Raw genomic sequence first — 20,730 nt, 5'->3', positions numbered from 1 at the left:
TCCCCCAAATAAGTGGGGGAGTATCAGACTATGAAACGTTAATTAGTGAAAGGTTTAGTTTAATCCTTGGCTGTCTTTCCACTCTAAAAACTCATCATAAGTTAACTGTTTGTCTAAAATCGTACCATCTTCTCGGATTTCAATGACACGGTTAGCAATTGTTTGGATGAACTGATGGTCATGAGATGTGAAAATCATGGCACCTTTGAAGCGGATTAACCCTTCATTTAGCGCTTGAATTGATTCAAGGTCAAGGTGGTTCGTTGGTTCATCAAGTAAAATAACATTAGCAGTTGCTAACATCATTTTTGACAACATACAACGCACTTTTTCTCCTCCTGATAAGACAGAAGGGGATTTTTTCACTTCTTCACCAGAGAATAGCATACGACCTAAGAAACCGCGTAGGAAGCTTTCTGTTTCATCATCAGGTGAATATTGACGAAGCCATTCTACTAATGATTTTTCTGAGCCTTCGAAGTATTTATCATGATCGTTTTCGAAATAGCTTTGAGATGTTGTAACACCCCATTTAAATGTACCAGCATCTGCTTCTTTTTCTTCCATTAGAATATCAAGAAGCGCTGTTTTTGCCATTGGGCTACCTAGTAATACGATTTTATCGTCTTTATTCATTGAGAAACGAATATCTTTAAATAACGTTTGACCGTCTTGACTCGCTGTTAAACCATCAACTGTTAAAACATCATTACCGATTTCACGGCCGATTTGGAAGTTGATAAAAGGATATTTACGGCTAGAAGGTTTAATATCATCAAGCTCGATTTTATCCAGCATTTTTTTACGTGATGTTGCTTGTTTAGACTTAGACGCATTGGCAGAGAAACGAGCAATAAACGCTTGTAATTCTTTAATTTTCTCTTCTTTTTTCGAATTTTGGTCTTGTGCCATTTTTTGCGCTAATTGAGAAGATTCATACCAGAAATCGTAGTTCCCCACATATAATTGGATCTTAGAGAAATCCAAATCCGCGATATGCGTACATACTTTGTTTAAGAAGTGACGGTCATGGGATACGACGATTACTGTATTTTCAAAGTTAATTAGGAATTCTTCTAACCATTGAATCGCTTTTAAGTCAAGGTGGTTGGTAGGCTCATCCAGTAATAGAACATCTGGTTGGCCGAATAAAGCTTGTGCTAATAACACTTTCACTTTGTCAGAACCTTCAAGGTCACCCATTAACATATAGTGAAGGTCATCTGAGATGCCTAAACCGTTTAATAATGTTGCTGCTTCTGATTCAGCTTCCCAACCGTTTAGCTCTGCAAATTCACCTTCTAATTCAGCAGCACGCATGCCATCTTCATCAGAGAATTCTTCTTTTGCATAAATTGCATCTTTTTCATTTTTTACATCATATAGGCGTTTGTTACCCATAATGACAGTATCCAGTACTGTATGCTCATCGTATTCGAAGTGGTTTTGTTTAAGGACAGATAAGCGTTCGTCCTTACCCATTGAAACATTTCCTTCTTGTGCTTCAATTTCACCAGAAAGAATTTTTAGGAATGTTGATTTTCCTGCACCATTTGCTCCGATTAAACCGTAGCAATTCCCCGGTGTGAATTTTATATTTACGTCTTCAAATAGTTTACGATCGCCATAGCGAAGACCTACATTACTTACTTGAATCATGCAAGTTCCTCCTTTTTTCACAATGGCTCTAGTATATCATGAAATATGTTCCATAGTCTATAAACATTATGACAGCAACGTTTATCATTCATTGATTTATTGATTAGCACAGTTCTTGTTCAGTTATCTCTAAACTGTTACTAAATAAATAGACAGATTCTATTTCCATTTCTTTTAAAACATGTCCATACACTTTATAGATCATATCTGGCGTATTCCCTAATCTTTCTAAAATTACTTTCACTTCATACCTCGATTTAATAAGATTGTGCAATGAGTATGTCGTAAACTATGCAAAGTAATTTGGAGAAGAGAAGTTTAAGTAGCAATAGAATATTTTACCTATTTTAAATTAGTATATGGGAGAGGTGATAAGAATGGCGCACTATGAAGAAATGGAAACATACAGTGAGTGATAAGGTACGTACGTTATTACACAGGAAAGTGATTATGAAGCATCTAAAAAGTGGATTGTATTTTCTATGTGAATCATTACCATAAGGAAGATAGAAGGAAGGAAACTGAGGAATTGGAACAACAAACGTTATCTCTGTTTTAAATGAATTGTAATGGAGGGTATCACAGATTGTAACTTGATATACTTTATTAAATCAAAATTGGTGAGAATTATTGATAAAGTTAGTTAATTAGCAATTTGCGCTATAAGTAAATATAAAAAGGCCCAGTGCCTTTCTTCTTAAACGAACGAGGGCTTTAATTTAATTATGATATGGTTCACCTTAATGTAGTTAGTTTTTATTTTCTATATAGATCCTTACAAGCGATTCATCGCTATTTTCACCAAGACAATGTATAATAAGAGAAGCAGAAGAAGAATTAAATTTTTCCTCTAGTGAAAAAAAGAGGTGCACTTACTTGAAACAATTTGAAACAGCATTACCTGAGCAGTATGAAACATTAAAAAAACAGGCCAATTATACGTCTAGCTGGCGAGAGCGTTTAGCCGCAGTCGAAATATTATCGGCTTATCAACATGACAAAATCATAGATATATTAAAAAATCGTATGGAGCATGATACTGTCAACAAGGTCCAATTAGCAGCCTATGAAGCACTTGTAGCGCTTGGCGAGGACGTAGAGAAGCCATCACCTGCACGTTTTGATATTATTAAAGGAACAGACAAAATTTTCCTGCGGGTTAAAAAGAGCTTGCCAAAGGACCATACAGTGGCAGACTTTGCGGATAAACTAAAACGTATGCGTTTAGATGTCTTTGATGCGTATGAAGGCGACAAAGGTGCAGAATTTATGAACTGGTTAGAGGAACGTTGGGCAAAATTGTAATCAGTAGTTTTTCGATTTATGAAGAAAAGTCATTTTCTCCGCTTGTGGAGGGAATGGCTTTTTCTTATCTTACGCTGCGGTTCATCGAAACTAATATTAAATTGTATTACTTCTTTTCTTTGATCATCTATCTTTATTTTTTAATGATAAAACAAACAACTTATTAAACTAACCTACTCTTTTAGTTTAAGTGAAAATCTGCACAATTTCTTTATTCCATGCGGAACAAGAACAATCCTAAATATCAACCTCTGATGGATCATTTATAATAAAGTTTGATTAAAAATCCTGTGTTGAACTGCAGGGTTTTTTTGTTCAACAAACGGACCATTTACGGAATAAATAGGTAACTTAATTTACCTTTATCCGTCTAAAATTCTAAGGAGGGATAACGTGAAAGTGTCAAGATTACTTTGGGGCTTGGTTATTTTCATTGTATTAACTGCTGTTGGATGTTCTAATTCATCGAATAAAGGTAAAGTAGAAGTTTATACAACTGAAAATCCTAGTGCGGAAGAGATTTTAAAATTAGATCCTGAAGCCGATATATTTCAATTCAATGGAGTGATTTATCAGACTGGAATTGATTGGGTTGAAGAACTAACCTTAACAAAAGGCGAGCAGGTAGGAGAAATAAAAACAAAAAACGGTACAGATACTAACTTTGAAGACGAAATGTCGAACAAATTACCTGTTGGTGCAAAAGTTTTTTCGGTTAAAGAAAAAGAAGAAATTGGAGGACCAATTTTACTCGTAGAATCAGAAGGTAAACTTTATAAATACTATGGGCTTGTTGAGGGTTAATCAATTTTTATATATCCCAAAAAGGCGATTGTTGATCAACATAGCTGGGAAATGTTCGAATTTTATAAAAATCTCATACTTATCTAAAAATGGAGTTTTTGAAGTTGCTATTAGATAATGATTGAGGGATAGTTTTTAAACGTTTCTAAGGGAAAGAACAGGTAAGTAAATGAAATAGATTTATTCCTAATATTTTTTAAAGTTTCATTGAAAGGAAGATGATAAATGTCAAGAAAAGTAAAAGAATTGAGAATGAATGATGTTGTTTTTACCACCTAAGCACTCAGATATGCAAAGTTTATAGAGAACTAAGGAGCATTAGGAAAGAGCTTGAGCAGATTAGTCGTATGCGAAGGTTGCTAGATGAAGATTTGAAAGAAAATGTTCAGCAAGGTAAAGAGGAATCTTGCTGAACATTACTTTGAATATTGATTATAATTTTAATGAAGGTTGGATTTTTATTAATTAATGAAATCTTGAGGAACACATTCACGAACACCAGCATTTCTCAATGAGTTAAATAAAGCTGCACTGATTCTTAATAGTACATTTTTATCAGTGCCATTTTCCAAATCATAGATAACAAAGTATGAATTATCGACTGTAAAAATACATTTTCGTTCTAATTCAAATCCAGGTGGTACTGGTGGAAGGTTAAAACGTGGTACAACTACAGGTGTATCTCCTTCATCTCTGATAAAATTGAAAGTTTGTTGGTCAATCTCATAGATATTAACTGGATCAATCTCCACACCTTTATTCGGAATTGTAATTTCATCTTCAACTAATAGGAAAAAGCGTTCGTTTCGAAAGTTGAAAAGACTTCTCGCTCCAATTTCAAATGATGCCATCTTATATTCACCTCCTATTCTATAAATAGTTTATTCATATCAAATACAGTTGTCTGGACATTAAGGAAGGGAGAGTGAAGAATAGTTTCTGGTCTGAAGTCATTAGAACCTAATAGTAAGGGTGAGATTGATTTACTTATATCGGATATTCATGGAGATTAACTGAACAATATGAGGAAAGAAACTAAAAAAGGTCACTGAGCTAGTAGTGACCCTAAATAATTTGGAGGCTGTGACGGTCAACCAGCGCCACAGCAAGTGCGTGCGATACACTCAATAATTATTAGAATTTACAGAAAAGACATGCCAAGTTAGGTAATGTCTTTTTTTAACCCTAAAATGAGGTGAGAGTTATGTCAGTACGTACTACCATGACCTTAACTGATAGAATGACGGGTACTCTTCAAATGATAATGAAAGCGATGCATAGCACAAATAAGTGCAACTATTTTTTGTTTGTTCTGGAGATAATAATCTAGCAAGTTATTTGAACGAGAGCAGATATAAACATGGTAAACTTTTATATATACTACCCGATAAAATATTTTTGTAGTGGTAGTGAGGAGGAGCGAAATTACATAACTTCGCTCTGAAGGAAGGTGAGTATTTGTATAAAATTATGATTGTTGAAGATGATAAGGCATTGTCAAATGGTATTGCTCTTGCATTACAAAGTAGCGAAATGGACGTTCTTTCATTTCACAGTATTCAATCAGCAAAAAAGCAGTTATCAAATACTAACTTTGATTTGTTGATACTAGACATTAATTTGCCTGATGGAAACGGACTAGACTTGCTATGCGAAGTGAAAAGAAATAGTACTATACCCGTAATCATGCTCACAGCAAATGATATGGAAACAGACATTGTAACAGGACTTGAAATGGGAGCAGATGATTACATTACTAAACCATTTAGCCTTGCCGTGCTGCGTGCAAGAGTAAATACGCAGCTCAGAAAACAAGTGGTCACAAAAGGAAATCCATTTAAACAAGATCACTTTGTTTTTGACTTTGACCGCATGGAATATTTTAAAAACGGAAAGACAGTTGAGCTGAGTAAAACCGAGCAAAAACTGCTAAAAATTTTAACAGCAAACAAAGGCGTAACTGTAGAACGTAGCGTATTGATTGAACGTATTTGGAGCGATGGCGGCGCACATTATGTTGACGAGAATGCCTTATCTGTTACGCTAAAAAGATTACGGGACAAGCTTGAGGATAACCCTACAAAACCCGTATATATAAAAACAGTATATGGAATAGGTTATTTATGGGCGGTGAAATAAATGGTGTTTTTTAAAGCAAATAAGGTCATTGAGCGATTAAACAAAATGATTGACAATGCAATAGAGGGAAGACCGATTGAAAACGGATTTGATGAAAGCAAGCTATCTGCACTGGAAACAAAATTATCCCACTATCTTACAGCAAACAGTGCCACAAAAATACAGTTAGCGGACGAAAAATCTAAAATCAATCAACTGATTTCCGACATATCTCATCAAACGAAAACGCCTCTTGCCAACATTCTGCTCTATACCCAACTTTTAGCCGAAAGTGAGCTGTCTGACTATAATCATAACTGTGTGGCAGCTTTAACGCAGCAGGCAGAAAAATTAAACTTTCTTATTTCTTCTCTTGTAAAAGCATCTCGGCTTGAAACGGGAATTATAACGGTTACCCCTACAAACAACAATGTAGCGAACATGCTTGAAACGGTTATAGAGCAGGCTACACCGAAAGCTATGGGGAAAAATATTGCTTTAACAGTAGATAGTAGGGATGTAGAGGCAGTCTTTGATTCAAAATGGACAGTGGAGGCACTTTACAACATTGTAGATAATGCCATTAAATATACACCAAGTGGCCAAAGTGTCCAGTTATCTGTCACTCCGTATCAGCTTTTTTGCAGAATTGATGTCGCCGATACAGGACTCGGCATTTCAGAGGATGAAACGGCAAAGATTTTTTCTCGTTTTTATCGTTCACAGGAGGTAACCGACAAAGAAGGCGTCGGTCTTGGTCTTTACCTTGCGAGAGAAATCATTACAGCCCAAGGCGGATATATAAAGGTCAAGTCTAGGTTGGGAACTGGCTCTGTTTTCTCGGTGTTTCTTCCAATAAAAAATTGAAATCTTTCAATACTGTTAGATTTGATTTTGCTTCAGAAAGATTCTCGAAAGATTCGAGGTTTATAATATGAATTGCAGAGATGGAAGACATATTTTTTTGGAGGAAATTTAAATGATCGTACTTGAAACAAAAGATTTAATGAAAATTTACGGTAAAGGGGATACGGCTGTTCATGCATTGGATGGCGTCAGTATGAAAGTGGAGAACGGTGAGTTTGTTTCGATTGTAGGTACTTCCGGTAGCGGCAAATCCACGTTGCTTCATATGCTTGGCGGTCTTGACCGCCCGACAAGTGGAAGAGTGATTGTAGATGGTCAAGAACTTTTTAAGTTAAAGGATGAAGAACTTACGATTTTCCGCCGCCGAAAAATAGGCTTTGTTTTTCAAAATTATAATCTTGTCCCTACTTTAAATGTTTATGAAAACATTGTTCTTCCCATCGGGTTAGACGGCAATACGCCTGATAAAGCATATGTCAATGCCATTATTCACACGCTTGGTCTTGAGCGTAAACTTCAAAATATGCCCAATAATTTATCCGGAGGGCAGCAGCAACGCGTTGCTATTGCGAGAGCTTTGGCATCAAAGCCTGCTATTATTTTAGCCGATGAGCCAACAGGAAACTTGGATACTAAAACTAGTCAAGATGTTCTATCTTTATTTAAAGTAACAAGTAGACAATTCAAGCAAACGATTGTCATGATTACCCATGATGAGGAAATTGCACAGCTTGCAGACAGAATTGTCCGTATAGAAGACGGACAGATTGTAGATGGTGGTAGCAATGCTTAAAGTGAATAGTAAAAGAACCATTCATTTACTTGCGAAAAGTTCATTCAAAGCAAGTAGAATGAGAAACTTATTTGCTATCATTGCAATTATTTTGACTTCGGTCATGTTTACGGGGCTTTTTACAGTAGCTACAAGCCTTGTTGCATCGATTGAGGAAAGTACTATGCGACAAGTGGGTGGCAGTGCACATGGTAGCTTTAAATATCTGTCAAAAGCACAATATGACACGCTGAAAACGCATCCTGATATCAAAGATATTTCTTTTTCTGTCGTTTTGGGCGTGGGAGAAAACAAAGAACTAGCCAAACATCCTACTGAAATTCGATACACGAGCGGTGAAAACAATGCTAAAGGTATGTTTTCTATGCCGACAACAGGGAAACTTCCACAAAATGATGATGAAATTGCCACAGACACACTCGTTTTAAAGCAACTTGGCGTTTCTGCTAAGCTAGGTCAGAAGGTCACCTTGGACTATTCTTTAGCTGGGAAAAAAATAAGCAAAACCTTTACACTGGTAGGTTATTGGACAGGTGATAAGGTTATGCAGGCAAGTCAAGCATGGGTGAGCAAAAGTTATGTGGAAAAACAACTTGCTGATTACAAACCAAGTAAGAAGGGCTATGATGTAGGTTATATTAGCGCTGATGTCAATTTCAATAACAGCTTTCATATTGAAAGCAAGTTGCAAAAAGTGATTGTAGACAGTGGATTCAGTCTAGACGATATTGATTATGGTGTCAATTGGGCTTATACCGGAAACGGCGAATCTCTGGACATAGGCACAATCGTTGCGACTGTTGGTGCCATTTTAATGATTGCTTTTAGCGGTTATTTAATGATTGCGAATGTATTTACAATTAGTGTGGCAAATGATGTACGGTATTATGGACTGATTAAAACGATTGGTACAACACCAAAGCAAATTCGCAAATTGATACGTAAACAGGCAATGTGGCTTTGTTTCATCGGTTTGCCAATTGGGCTACTTGCTGGTTATCTTGTAGGAATGTTGCTAGTACCGATTGTGTTGTCTATCATCAACACTGATGTCATAAAAATATCGGCTCATCCTCTTATTTTTATTCTGTCTGGTATTTTTTCAGCAGTCACTGTTTTTGTCAGCGTTTCTAAGCCGTCAAAAATTGCTGCAAAAGTCAGTCCGATTGAAGCGCTTCGTGTCACAGATAACAACAGAGGGGGTAAACGTAAGTTAAAGAAAGGTACTAAAGTAAATTTGTGGACAATGGCCTATTCAAATCTTACTCGTAACAAAAAGAAGGTCGTACTTGTCTCCATCTCACTTTCTTTAGGGCTTGTGATTTTAAATGCTACCTATTCGATTGCAAACAGCTTTGATATGGATGAATATTTAAGCCGTTCCATCATTAACGATTTTGCAGTGGGAGACGTGTCTAACTTTAATGTCAATCTCAACTATAGCAACCAAGACACGTTAAGCGAAGGCTTTTTCTCTGAGCTGTCCTTGCAAGAAGGCATAGAAAGCATTAATAACATCTATTTTACAGAATATGAAGTGCCAACAGGGCCACGCTTTGTCGATATTCCTAAACAATTGGCGAAGGAATATGGCGCAGATAGTAAGAAAGTTGAAGCACTTGAACGTTATGCTCAACAACCAAAACAACTATTGCATCTGTATGGTCTTGATGAGGGTGCTTTGCAAAAGTTAATCTTACTGCATGGCAAAATAGAGGAGCAAAAGCTTTATTCGGGAAAATATGTAATAGCTGCACCATTTGATGCACAAGGCAATATTTTATACTATGCAATCGGTGATAAAATTCAGCTTCCCAATCCAACTGGACAAATGCGGGAATATGAAGTGCTTACTGTTGCGGATATTCCAGAAAGCATAAGCGCAAGACACTCGCATCCGTTAACGCCAACATTTTATTTGCCAAGCCAAGTCTTTTTAGCGCAAATTGAACAAAAAGCCCCAATGCTAAGCACGATTGATGTGCAAGATAGCGCAATGGAAAAAATGGAGCGTTTTTTAGCAAACTATAGTACTAACACCGACCAAAACATGGAATTTGAATCCAAAGCGTCTTTAGTAGCAGAATTTGAAAACTTGCAAAAAACGTTGAAAATCGTTGGGATTACCATCAGCATTCTAGTAGCTTTCATTGGCATTATGAATTTCATCAATTCTGTCATTACTTCCATCAATGCACGTCGACGAGAGCTTGCGATGTTACAAAGTATCGGTATGCTTAATAGCCAAGTAATTAGAATGCTTATACTGGAAAGTACCATGTATATTCTGTTAACTACAGCTACAACGCTTACTATTGGAAGTGCAATTTGCTATCTGGGTCTAAGTGCATTTACAGCAGGGGCAGCCTATATGAAGTTATATTTTACAGTTGTTCCATCACTGCTATGCCTTCCAGTACTTCTTGTTATAGCCATAATAGTTCCTGTCATGTGCCAAAAGGTCATTTCAAAAAGCAGTATTGTGGAGCGATTACGTAAAATAGAGTAGCAAACTATTACTATCAAACCATCAATTATAGCTCCTAAATTACACGCAAAAAGGCAACTCCGTTTGGGGTTGCCTTTTATGTATCTACTAAAGGGATAGCGAAGAGAAGGGAATGCGTGATTGATGTTTTGTAGCATATGTACTTAACAAAACTGCCTGTATCCCTTTGACATGTTTTTTCAATTTCCAATTGGAGAAATCTATTTAATTTAGCTATCCGGAATAAATAGATTAGAGATTAAGCCGTATTTTTGAGCTATTTGTAGTGCTTCAATTCTAGAATTTGCTTTTAATTTTGAAAAAATTTTAGTTAAACTATATTCGATTGTACGTTGGCTGACATATAATTCTTCCGCAATCATTTTATTGGTGTATCCTTTCGAAATAAGCTCAAGAATATTTTGTTCTTTATTCGAAAGCGTGATAATACTGTTTTCTTCAAAATTATTATTAGCAGAAATCGAATTTCTTCGGAGTTGGCGCAATAAAGATAGTGGAATAATTACTTCTTCATTCAATGCACAATAAATAGCATTTACGAGTTGTTCAGAGCTGGACATTTTGCTTACAAAACCAGAGATACCTGCATTAATTAATAAATCAAAATGTGTATTAATATCAAAACCTGTGTAAATGACAATTTTTGCCTCGGGATTTACTTGTAAAATTCTTTTAGACAGCTCCAATCCATTAATGTCAGGCATATACAAATCTACAAGAAAAATATCGAATGATGGGTTAGAGGCAGCTTGGATAATTTCATCGATATTTTTTAATATCGTTACTTCCATACCTGCCGTTTCTAAAATAGTTTTTGTACCCGTTCGTACCGCAGGATGATCGTCCACAATTAAAACTCTAATCAAAAATTTCACCTCTATTTCAAATAATGATGCAAATGTGAAGTCCTTTGTTCAATGAAGAATTAATTTCTATCGATCCATTTAAAATCCGAACACGTTCTTTAATGCTAAACATACCGATTTTATTCGTATCTATTTCAGATGGCTCGAGTAATCCAACACCATCATCATCGTACAGTAGAATGATGTGGCTTTCATCGTAAAATATCGAAAGCTCTACTTCATTTGCATTCGCATGCTTACGAGCATTGTTGAGTAGTTCTTGAACAATTCGATAAATATTAATTTCAAATTCATATGAAAGCCCTTCAAGCCTCCCATCATAATCAAAATAAATAGAAAAATCACACTGTTGTCGTGTTGATTCAATCAAATGCCCTAAGGCTTGTTCTAGTCCTTCTTCTTTCAAAAAGGGAGGACGAAGTTCAATACATGTTTCTCGTACTAGATGAGCTATGTCAATCGTATCTTCTTTTAAACAGTCTAACTCTTTACTTAACGATGTTTTTTCAGCATTTTTAATAAGTCCTTCTATAGTTCTTATTAATTGTAATAAGCCTTGTAAAACACTGTCATGTAAATCCATAGATAAATTAATACGCTCTTTTTCGGTCACATGCATAAGTAGTTTTGAATAGGAAGTGGGCATGATTACTTCATCAATATTATTTTTATAAGAATCGAGTTGGCATTTCAACTCTTCGATTAAGTAATTATTTTCTAATACAATACTTGAAAAATAACATATCGACTCTAGCCATGCCTTTTCTTGTGGATTCAGTTTTGCATTATTTTTCTTTTGTTCAAAATAGATAATTTCTTTGCTAATGCCGTTGCTACCAATAACCGTTGCGAAGCCTTTATGTACTTTAAGCAAGGAACCATTTGAATACTGCGCCCAATTAATTTTTTGAATGGCATGATATGCAAGGCTTTTGTGAGCAGATTTAACAGTCCAATTGTCTACTGCGGGTCTTTTTTCAATTTGGATATAGTTTAAGTTATCAACCGAAAGTACATCTTTAATTTGTTTTTGAAGTGCATCAATCAATGTAAAAGGATTGGTTTCAAATTTCACCTTTTGGAAAAAGCCATATAAACTAATGTCTAATCGATTATTTTTAGAAAATAAATGGGGATTTAATTTATAGTCTAAATAATCTTTGATATAGAGCAAGATGCAAGAAAGATAAAATATAAAGATACCCAGTATGAGAATTTCAATTGATAATAGATGTACTTCAGTCATAAAACTTATTATTAATGTCGTTAGTATAGAAAATGGTAAAGATAATAACGTAAAGTATTTAATCTTATTTAAAAAGAAGTCAATATCAATTAATTCATAGGTCAATTGCAGATAAACTAGAATAATAGGAATGATAAAGATGAAAATTCCTGTTATTTCAGCAGAAATGATATAACTACCATGGAAAATAATAGGTAGTGCATAAAATAAAATAAATGGTGAGAAGGCAATAAAATAACCTGAAAACATGATTTTTAGTTTTATTCGTACATTAGGTTCATGGTTAATATAATAGTACCTTATAAGTAAAAATAGTAAGAAAAATATTAAAGATGAAAAAAATTTTAATTGAATAGTTGTGCTAGAAATTTCTAGGTCTTTATTGACAAACGAGACAAATGATATGGCCATAATAAGAAAGTATAGAAGGTATAATGCTTTAAGATAACAGCTTTTAATGAATGGAAGTTTAGAATAAGAGAAATGTAAATATAAGAAATGTATAAATAAAATAACGAATATTGGAAGCGTTATAGTATTGATGCTACGTCCGATTACATCACCTCTTGCAGAAATCGGGGCGCTACTATAACAAAGCGCAATCGTTAATAAAAAATAAGTGAGAACCTGTGATGAACTTTTTTCAGAATGTCGAGTATTCAAGATGATTGCTAGCGCAATCGCAATGATGACAGATAAAATTTTAACGAAGAGTTGTATCTCAAGCATTAAACTTTTATTTCCGTTTTCAACGATAAATGAAACCGTTTCATTGGCAGCATTAAGGATAGTTAGAGAATCCGCTAACTCTATACGTTGGAAATAAACGATAGAGTGATGAAGTGAAGGATGAGCGTTGTTGACTTTTAAGATTTGGTCACCTGGTTGGATATTTTGGTTTATTCCCCATGAGTTTTCATAAATGGTATCTACAAAGTATTGTTTATCTTTATTTACTACCTCTATTCCAATTAAAGGATATTTCATTGTCAGGTAAAAAAAATAAATGATTAATAGTGTAGTAATAAAAATGGGGATCCCCATCCAAATAAATTTTTGCTTTTTCATTATTTCCTCCTTAGAAGTAAGTGACAATCCATAGGAGTGACATATTAATGTAGAGGGCATTAGCGATTATGAAAAAGGGACGTAGAAAATAAGATTTAGCGTATTCCATTTTGTTGCCATTACAAATAATTGAAGAGTCTAACCCTTAATTTATTTATGAGGTGTCTTTCCTTTCAAAAACCATTGGCAGGGATGGTGTGTGTATAGTTATGATGTATTCAACTTACTTTTTTCGTTTGCTCATACATTTTTTCGAGAAAAATGCGAGAAGACTAGCTACAGGTAGAATCGTGTTCCTTTTCTGCTTATCGAGGTGATAGCCCCATTGTTTTATAATATTAATTTGAATTTATTTCCAATAATATGCTTGCAACTGCGGTTTTTTATTTAAGACAACGTCTATAAGAGCCTTATTCTCTTCTGGAGAAATACCTATAATACAAATTTTATTGTGTTTTAAGAGATGTAATACTTCAGTGTCTTTCATTAGATAGTGAATGATGTTTTTCATATGAAGATCTCCTTTTAAATGTATTTAAGTAGTGCTGCTTTATATTTTTTATTAATTGATAATGACATAATGCTGGCTTCAGCCTTGTTCCGATATAGTTGTTGGGTGACTTTTGAATAAAGAAAAGCACCTGTTTCTTCTAAAAGTGAATCGATCACTGTAGATAGCTTCAATATTTCGTGTTTTTCAATATTACCGTTGTAATAGTTTTGGATTTTTTCTATCACTGGATGATTTTGATCCACGGCTAATAAATATAAAATGGGTAAAGTCCATTTTTTATTTAGCAAATCATTTTTTCCATCCCAACGTTTCATACCTTCCATATCATTTTGAATTTGACCGATTACCCCGATGTGACTACCGTAAAATTGAACTTCAGTTGCTTTATCCGGATTCGCAAGAACAGTTCCTATTAAACAAGCTAACTCCGTTAAGGACCCAGACTTTAAAACAACCATGTCCATATAGCGATCTTCACAAGATATCTTGTTTAGTAAATCGATATGTTGTCCTTCAATAGCACGCAAAGCTTTTGTGACCACAAGTTCTAATGCGATATATTTATGTTTAAAATCGGATTCTTTAATGATTAACTGACATAAAAAAAGTAAGTAACTTGAAATATTTAACGATAAATTTTGGTGTTGAACCCAAGGCGATGAAAAATTATCTTGGTCTTCAATATCATCTAAAATATCAAATGATAAAATAAGAAGTTCAATTGCCGCTGCTACTTTAAAAATTGGATTCTCTATTTTATTGTTATAAATCACATAATGGAGTATGACTAACTCTCCAAATAAATAGCCTTCATCTTTTTTAAAGTCGATAAATTCATATAACTGCGTTTTCATATCCTTATTCGTTACATACGTCTCTAAAATATCTACCATAGTTGAATACAATCTATTATTAACATTTAAACTCATCTATAACACCACCACCCCGTAAATAATACCACATATTAACATTATATTAAAATATATCCTAAACATTGTAAAATTAGGAACTGTAAATATCGTTTGAATAAAGGTTTTAATACGTTTTTTCGTCCGCATTATCGCTGCCAAACTGAATGGATTTATCGGTTTTTTCAAATTATTTTCGGTATACCGAAATGGGGTTTTCGGTGAATTGCAACAGAAAATATGTGAAGATTTAAATGTCAGAATGATTTTAATACCGGTAAATTAAGTGATTTCTAGACTTTAAGAAATTTTAGTAAGTAGTTCATGATTTGCTGTGCATCAAAAAAATTGAATTTCATTGGAGGCTTATATAATGAGCAATATTAATTTCGATACGATTATTGTAGGGAATGGAGCAATAGGATCTTCTATCGCATATGAACTTTCCTCTAGAGGTCAAAAGGTTGCACTTGTAGGGAAGGAAGCACGTGAATCAGCAGCATCTATAGCTGCTGGCGCGATGAATGGCTGTTATGGAGAAGTGACTGAAAGTCTAATGAAAAGTGAATTCGGTCGAAAAAAATTATTAATGGATATTAAAGCTAAAAATATGTGGGAAGGTTGGTTATCCAAACTGACGAAAGATTCAGGTGATGAAAGAGAAGTAATCATTGCCAACGGAACGGAAGTAATTCTTAACACGGCAGGAACAAGCGATGTAGATTCTGTAAACTTTATGCAAATCGAACAAGCGCTGAAAGAAAATTCGGAACGCTATGAAATAATTGATCCAGATAACCACGTATGGCTAAAGGCTGATGAACAAGTAAGGCCTCTTAAAGCATTACTAATACCAGAAGAAAATGCAGTTGATCCTAACATTTTATTAGCTAAACTTTCCAAAGCCATTCACAATCTTGGAGGAACCCTTTTCAATGAACATGCTCTATCAGTGGTGACAGAAGGAAATCAAGTTTGTGGAATTGAACTGAGCGAAAAGAAAATTTTTGCAAAGAATATTATTATCGCTGCAGGGGTTCAGTCATTAGATTTATTAGATTTCGATTTAGAATTGAAAAATAAAATACCGCCAATGTTTTCAGGATACGGTGTATCAATACTTTTAGAATTGGATGACATAGAAAATTATAACAGGGTCATTCGAACGCCAAATAGAGCATTTGCCTGCGGTTTACATTGCGTTCCTCGAAATGGGAAAGAGCTTTACATCGGTGCAACCAATATACTATCGGATATTCCAAGGAAAAGTGCCTATGTATCGGATGTACAATTTTTATTAGATTGTGCAGTAGAACAATTACACTTAGATCTTTTTAATGCCGACATTAAAAAAATTCAAGTTGGAAATAGACCGATACCAGCTGATGGATTCCCGTTAATCGGTCAAATTAAATATGATGGTCTTTGGTTAGCTACAGGAACATATAGAGACGGGTTACACCAATCTCCTTTAATCGCTGAACACTTAGCTAACGAAATAAGTGGGATTGAAAACGATATTGACCTTTCTGATTTTCATCCAATTCGAAAGCCTCTCTATAATACACCAAGACATGAATTGATTGCTAAAACAACATCCGAAATGTTCGCCACTGGTTACGAATATCGTTGGGACGTGCAACCTTATTGGCATCCTATTTTAGAAAAAGGTATGCTTCATAGTTTTGAAGAAATTTTAGACGAGCTACATAAGGAATTTGCTCCACCACCTGAAATCCTTTCTCTTTACCTGACACATCCTAAATCTTCTAAAGAACAACTAAGAACATACTACAATGCGTGGAGTGAATGATGAAGACAAAAGAGGATTATATTAACCTTTTAAAAAGCGCAGGAGTATGGGACCCTGTGGGTGATTACGAAAAAATATACAATCAATATAATTTTACAGAAGCGGGACAAGATGACCCAAAAGCAGTAAAGGAATTTGAGGCAGACATTCATGAAAGATGTAATAGAATTCCGTTGGAGCATATAGTAGGCTACGCAGAACTGAACTCTAATAGATATGTTGTTGGAACAGGTGTCTTTATACCGAGAATTCAAAGTTTGGGGATCGTTGATTGGATTAAAGAAAATCAAGCAATTGATCCGAGTTCTTTAGTATATGACTTATGTTCTGGTTCGGGTGCAATCGGGATAGAAATTTGGCAAATGACGAATGCAAACATTGTCTGCATAGAAAAATCAGATTTAGCTACAAAGTATCTCAAGCGAAATATCTTGCGTCATCATGCCGAGAAGGTTGCCGTATATCAAGGAGACATCAAAGAATATTTTGATAAAATGCTGCAAAAACCAGTCGAAGCAGAAATTGTTATATCCAATCCCCCATATGTACCGAAAGAAATGGCGCAACCTCCTGAATGGGGGGTACATCATCCTGAAGAATCGGTCTATGCAGAACAGGATGGCCTAGATATTATCAATGCTTCAGCTCTATTTGCGAATAGAGCATTAAAAAAAGATGGCGTTGTATTAATCGAACATGATGAAAATCAGGGGGAAAGCGTCAGTGCGATATTAGCAAGCAATAATTTTTATAACATCCAAACAATTATAAATGAGAAATATTCTGACGAGACAGGTCTCTCCATCTTTACTATAGGTTATAAGTTATAAATAAATATCTTAGAAAAATGGTAACAATTTTTTATTTTTCATAAACCGTTCTTAATTTCCAATATTTATTTACTATTTGTTCTAATGCTATACCAAAGGCATTTTATTTAGATGCTCATCTTTAGCTAGAAATTTGTAAGAATGAAATTATTTCTCTAGAGAAGGAGGATTAAATAATGAAAGAAGAATTACTTGAAGAGTGGAGAGCAGAAATCGATACGATCAACACTAAAATTGTTGCACTGTTATCGGAAAGAATGGAAGTATGTACAGAAATAGCAAAATATAAATACAAATACAATGTGAATATGATGCAGCCTAAAAGGATTGAAGATGTATTAAAGAAAACAAGCATCGTAGCAAAAGAAAAGAATTTAAACCCAAAATATATTGAAGATGTATTTAAAGTTATTATTAATGAAACGTGTGAGGTAGAAGATAAGTTAATCAAAGGAATGAAAGCGAACCAATGAAAACACTAATAATAGACAATTATGATTCTTTTACTAATAATATTGCGCAATATGTTTATAGAGTAACGAATGTTTCTCCTGTCGTCGTAACAAATGATTATCCTTTTCATAAAATTAATCTATCGGAATTTAATAATATCATTCTATCTCCTGGACCTGGAACTCCAGAAAAAGATGAAGATTTCGGTATATGTAAAAGGATGATTAAAGAAGCGAATATTCCTATTTTAGGCATTTGTTTAGGTCATCAAGGGATTAATCATTGTTTTGGCGGAGAGGTTGGCAAAGCTCCTAAACCCGTACATGGTTACAAAGAGCTGATTGTCAATAGTGGTGATAATATCTTTAAAGGCTTGCCAAATAGTTTTTTCGCAGTTAGATACCATTCTTTAATCTGTACTAAACTTGCGCCTTCCCTTGAAGCAACTGCTTATACTCAAGATGGTTTGATTATGGCGATTGCCCATAAAGAGTTACCTATTTATGGCGTCCAATTTCATCCTGAGTCCATTGATTCGGAGTTTGGCGTTGAATTAATTAAAAATTTTATTGATATTTCTGCGGAAAAATCCTACGGGAGGCCATTACATGTACGAGATTTCGCTTAAAGAAAAGCTAGAGGGTGTAGGGTGTCCAATGTTTGTAGCGCCCAAGAATATTGAAATAGGGTTGGTGTCCTCTCCTATTAATATCTATGAAAAATTATTTTATGGTTTAAAAGATAGTTTTTGGTTAGATGGAGAGTTATCAAGTGAGTTTGGCAGCCGTTTTTCAGTTATGGGAAATTGTGATGTAGATACGGCAATTTCCTTCATGTATTATGTGAAAGATTCAAGGTTGGATATAACTGGTCCTAAGGGACAAGAGTCGGTTTATGGAGATTTTTACGAAGTCATGGACTGTATATTTTCTTTAATAACCAATGAAATGCCTAAAGAGGTGTTACATCCATTTAATGGGGGCGTCATTGGCTATTTAGGATACGAGTTAAAAGCACTTCGAGGGATACCGAATAAACATAGTTCCGATTTGCCAGATGCTGTTCTTTATTTACCTAAAAATATCTTAGTGTTTGATCATCGAAATCAAAAGAGTTATGTATGCAACTTTTGGGGTGAAATTTTAACGATATCAGATGATCTACTGCAGAAAAGTGAACAGTCCATACAAAGAAAAACGGTCGAATTTTTAATACCTCCAACAGAACATGAGATTGACTTAGAAATATCGAGTGACGACTACAAAGAAAAGATAAAACAGTGTCAAACATACATTACTGAAGGTGAATCTTACGAAATCTGTTTAACAAACCGTGCTTCCATGCCATATAGCTTTGATCCATTGCTGCTATACAAAGAAATGAGACTTTTGAGCCCCGTAAGATATAGCGCTTTTTTCAATACCGAACGTTTTTCAATTGTAAGTTCTTCTCCAGAAATGTTTATAAGCATTGACGAAAACGGAAAAATGGCGTCGAAACCTATTAAGGGAACTAGAGCAAGAGGTACGACTGAAGAGCAAGATCGTTTGGAGAAAGAAAGTTTAATGACTTCCTCAAAGGATAGAGCAGAGAATTTAATGATTGTCGACTTAGTAAGGCATGATTTTAATGAAGTTTGCCATCCCGATACGGTGAGTGTACCAGAAGCTTTTGTTGTTGAAACCTATTCATCTGTACATCAGTTAGTTTCCACAGTCGTTGGCGAATTAAATTGGGATAATGGCATTTTTAAATCTATAGGAAAATGCTTCCCTGGGGGCTCAATGACTGGAGCACCGAAACTGAGAACGATGAGAATAATTGATGAGTTGGAAGAGTCTCCTCGAGGCATCTATTCTGGATCAATTGGTTGGGTTGGCTTTAACGGTTATACAGATTTAAGTATTGTTATTAGAACGGTCGTCATTAAAGATCACGTTGCAACTTTTGGGGTAGGAGGAGCTATTATAGAGGCATCAGATGCAGAAGAAGAGTTCCGTGAAACATTAATTAAGGCATGTGTTCCGTTTCAAAGTATAAGGAGGGTTCAAAAGAACAATGAAACATGAGACAATACTAGTGTTGGGGGGAAATGGTTTAATTGGTAACTTTTTATCATCATTATTAATGAAGTCTGGGCATCATCTAGTCATTATAGATAAAGAGCCGTGTGAAGGTGATTCCTTAAGGGCTGCGTGTGGAAATCTTTACTCGAACCTAGAAATTATCGTATCTGATGTACGATCTGATGATATAAATGATATTTACTCTTCGGGGGATGCAATTATTTTTGCATTACCCGAATCCGCCTGTTTAGATGTATTAGCATCAAAAGCGCATTTCATGAAGGATGAAGTAAAAATCATTAATACATGTTCGATACAAAGTTCTTTTTTTAAGCATGCGAAAACCTTTTTACCGAATAACCCTTTGGTAGGGATTAATTTTATGTTTTCACCTACTTTACCTTATCAAGGAAGAGCGGTAGCACTTGTAAAAGAGGAAGAGTCAGAAGCATATACAATGATGAAAAATCTAATAGAATACAATGAAATGGTAGTATTTGAGTTTGACCCACACCGCCATGATGAGAAAGTTTCACTTGTGCAAGCACTTCCTCATATTTTAATGCTTTCATTGATTAGTGTATTAGGGGAGAAACATGATTTTTCCATAAAAGAAATAATGCAGCTTTCCCCACCGCCTATGCAGATGATGTTATGTTTATCAGCCAGGCTCACACAAAATTCACCTGATGTATATTGGGATATTCAAAAGTTTAACCCTTATTCAGAGAAAATTAGAAATGATGTAATCCATTCTATAACGAATCTCAATCAGATTATTGAAGAGGATTGCTTCCAAGACTTTTCTTTTTTGTTGAAAAATCATGAAGAAGTTTTAGGTGAATCGTTAAATGAGCTAAAAGTAAAGTGCAACCGCTATTTTAATAGTCAATAATCTTATGCTTACAGGA

18 protein-coding genes and 1 pseudogene are annotated in these 20,730 nt (G+C 34.8%); 12 read left to right on the top strand and 7 right to left on the bottom strand.

Features of this window, described 5'->3' with window-relative positions:
- Nucleotides 1-54: 54 nt before the first annotated feature.
- Together MHH88_RS11005 and MHH88_RS11000 are read right to left on the bottom strand one after the other, a co-directional pair.
- The gene (locus MHH88_RS11005; protein ID WP_069512558.1) at nt 55-1,659 is read right to left on the bottom strand and encodes an ATP-binding cassette domain-containing protein; all 1,605 of its coding nucleotides are present in this window, start codon (nt 1,657-1,659) and stop codon (nt 55-57) included.
- A gap of 103 nt (nt 1,660-1,762) precedes the next feature.
- Nucleotides 1,763-1,977 (bottom strand): annotated as a pseudogene (locus MHH88_RS11000) (tyrosine-type recombinase/integrase); the annotation flags it as partial.
- Between the two features lie 558 nt (nt 1,978-2,535).
- On the opposite strand from MHH88_RS11000, the gene MHH88_RS10995 reads away from it, so the two are divergent.
- A complete protein-coding gene (locus tag MHH88_RS10995; RefSeq protein ID WP_024361655.1) occupies nt 2,536-2,964 on the top strand; it encodes a HEAT repeat domain-containing protein in 429 nt (142 codons plus the stop codon).
- 393 nt (nt 2,965-3,357) lie between these two features.
- Complete coding sequence (locus MHH88_RS10990; protein ID WP_339257980.1) at nt 3,358-3,768, top strand: hypothetical protein; 411 nt, start codon at nt 3,358-3,360, stop codon at nt 3,766-3,768.
- Between the two features lie 461 nt (nt 3,769-4,229).
- On the opposite strand, the gene MHH88_RS10985 is transcribed toward MHH88_RS10990, so the two are convergent.
- Nucleotides 4,230-4,619 (bottom strand): spore coat protein, encoded by a 390-nt coding sequence (locus MHH88_RS10985; protein ID WP_339257978.1) that lies wholly within the window; start codon nt 4,617-4,619, stop codon nt 4,230-4,232.
- Between the two features lie 607 nt (nt 4,620-5,226).
- Between MHH88_RS10985 and MHH88_RS10980 the strand changes: the two genes are divergently transcribed.
- From MHH88_RS10980 to MHH88_RS10965, 4 genes are all read left to right on the top strand, one after another.
- A complete protein-coding gene (locus MHH88_RS10980) occupies nt 5,227-5,907 on the top strand; it encodes a response regulator transcription factor (protein WP_339257976.1) in 681 nt (226 codons plus the stop codon).
- Nucleotides 5,908-6,753: a HAMP domain-containing sensor histidine kinase gene (locus MHH88_RS10975; protein WP_339257974.1), complete on the top strand. Its 846-nt coding sequence runs from the start codon at nt 5,908-5,910 to the stop codon at nt 6,751-6,753.
- A 112-nt stretch (nt 6,754-6,865) separates the two neighbouring features.
- Nucleotides 6,866-7,546: an ABC transporter ATP-binding protein gene (locus tag MHH88_RS10970; protein ID WP_339257972.1), complete on the top strand. Its 681-nt coding sequence runs from the start codon at nt 6,866-6,868 to the stop codon at nt 7,544-7,546.
- Entirely contained in the window at nt 7,527-10,055 is a 2,529-nt protein-coding gene (locus MHH88_RS10965) for an FtsX-like permease family protein (protein WP_339257970.1), read from the top strand. The genes MHH88_RS10970 and MHH88_RS10965 overlap by 20 nt, the downstream gene beginning before the upstream one ends.
- Before the next feature lie 209 nt (nt 10,056-10,264).
- Here MHH88_RS10965 and MHH88_RS10960 read toward each other — a convergent pair whose 3' ends face one another.
- The 4 genes from MHH88_RS10960 to MHH88_RS10945 all read right to left on the bottom strand — a co-directional run bounded on the left by MHH88_RS10960 (nt 10,265) and on the right by MHH88_RS10945 (nt 14,678).
- Complete coding sequence (locus tag MHH88_RS10960) at nt 10,265-10,921, bottom strand: response regulator transcription factor (RefSeq protein ID WP_107897184.1); 657 nt, start codon at nt 10,919-10,921, stop codon at nt 10,265-10,267.
- A 16-nt stretch (nt 10,922-10,937) separates the two neighbouring features.
- Nucleotides 10,938-13,235 carry a hypothetical protein gene (locus MHH88_RS10955; RefSeq protein WP_103976586.1) on the bottom strand — a complete coding sequence of 766 codons (2,298 nt, stop codon included), beginning with the start codon at nt 13,233-13,235 and terminating at the stop codon, nt 10,938-10,940.
- Nucleotides 13,236-13,584: 349 nt separating this feature from the next.
- The gene (gene comX / locus MHH88_RS10950; protein ID WP_141705594.1) at nt 13,585-13,746 is read right to left on the bottom strand and encodes a competence pheromone ComX; all 162 of its coding nucleotides are present in this window, start codon (nt 13,744-13,746) and stop codon (nt 13,585-13,587) included.
- 14 nt (nt 13,747-13,760) lie between these two features.
- Nucleotides 13,761-14,678 carry a polyprenyl synthetase family protein gene (locus tag MHH88_RS10945; protein WP_339262966.1) on the bottom strand — a complete coding sequence of 306 codons (918 nt, stop codon included), beginning with the start codon at nt 14,676-14,678 and terminating at the stop codon, nt 13,761-13,763.
- A gap of 352 nt (nt 14,679-15,030) precedes the next feature.
- On the opposite strand from MHH88_RS10945, the gene MHH88_RS10940 reads away from it, so the two are divergent.
- The 6 genes from MHH88_RS10940 (at nt 15,031) to MHH88_RS10915 (ending at nt 20,714) form a co-directional block, all read left to right on the top strand.
- Entirely contained in the window at nt 15,031-16,470 is a 1,440-nt protein-coding gene (locus MHH88_RS10940) for an FAD-dependent oxidoreductase (protein ID WP_339262965.1), read from the top strand.
- Nucleotides 16,467-17,300, top strand: coding sequence for a HemK/PrmC family methyltransferase (locus tag MHH88_RS10935; protein ID WP_258041005.1), 834 nt, complete (start codon nt 16,467-16,469; stop codon nt 17,298-17,300). Before MHH88_RS10940 ends, MHH88_RS10935 begins: the two co-directional genes overlap by 4 nt.
- A 176-nt stretch (nt 17,301-17,476) precedes the next feature.
- Complete coding sequence (locus MHH88_RS10930; protein ID WP_069512570.1) at nt 17,477-17,773, top strand: chorismate mutase; 297 nt, start codon at nt 17,477-17,479, stop codon at nt 17,771-17,773.
- Nucleotides 17,770-18,381 (top strand): aminodeoxychorismate/anthranilate synthase component II, encoded by a 612-nt coding sequence (locus MHH88_RS10925; protein WP_339262963.1) that lies wholly within the window; start codon nt 17,770-17,772, stop codon nt 18,379-18,381. Before MHH88_RS10930 ends, MHH88_RS10925 begins: the two co-directional genes overlap by 4 nt.
- Complete coding sequence (gene pabB / locus MHH88_RS10920) at nt 18,362-19,822, top strand: aminodeoxychorismate synthase component I (protein WP_339262962.1); 1,461 nt, start codon at nt 18,362-18,364, stop codon at nt 19,820-19,822. Before MHH88_RS10925 ends, pabB begins: the two co-directional genes overlap by 20 nt.
- The gene (locus MHH88_RS10915) at nt 19,812-20,714 is read left to right on the top strand and encodes a prephenate dehydrogenase dimerization domain-containing protein (RefSeq protein WP_339262960.1); all 903 of its coding nucleotides are present in this window, start codon (nt 19,812-19,814) and stop codon (nt 20,712-20,714) included. The genes pabB and MHH88_RS10915 overlap by 11 nt, the downstream gene beginning before the upstream one ends.
- Nucleotides 20,715-20,730: the final 16 nt, after the last annotated feature.

It is taken from the genome of Lysinibacillus sp. FSL K6-3209 (assembly GCF_037976175.1).
Taxonomy (GTDB): Bacteria; Bacillota; Bacilli; order Bacillales_A; family Planococcaceae; genus Lysinibacillus; species Lysinibacillus sphaericus_D.
This window is presented reverse-complemented; position numbering and strand designations above follow the sequence as displayed.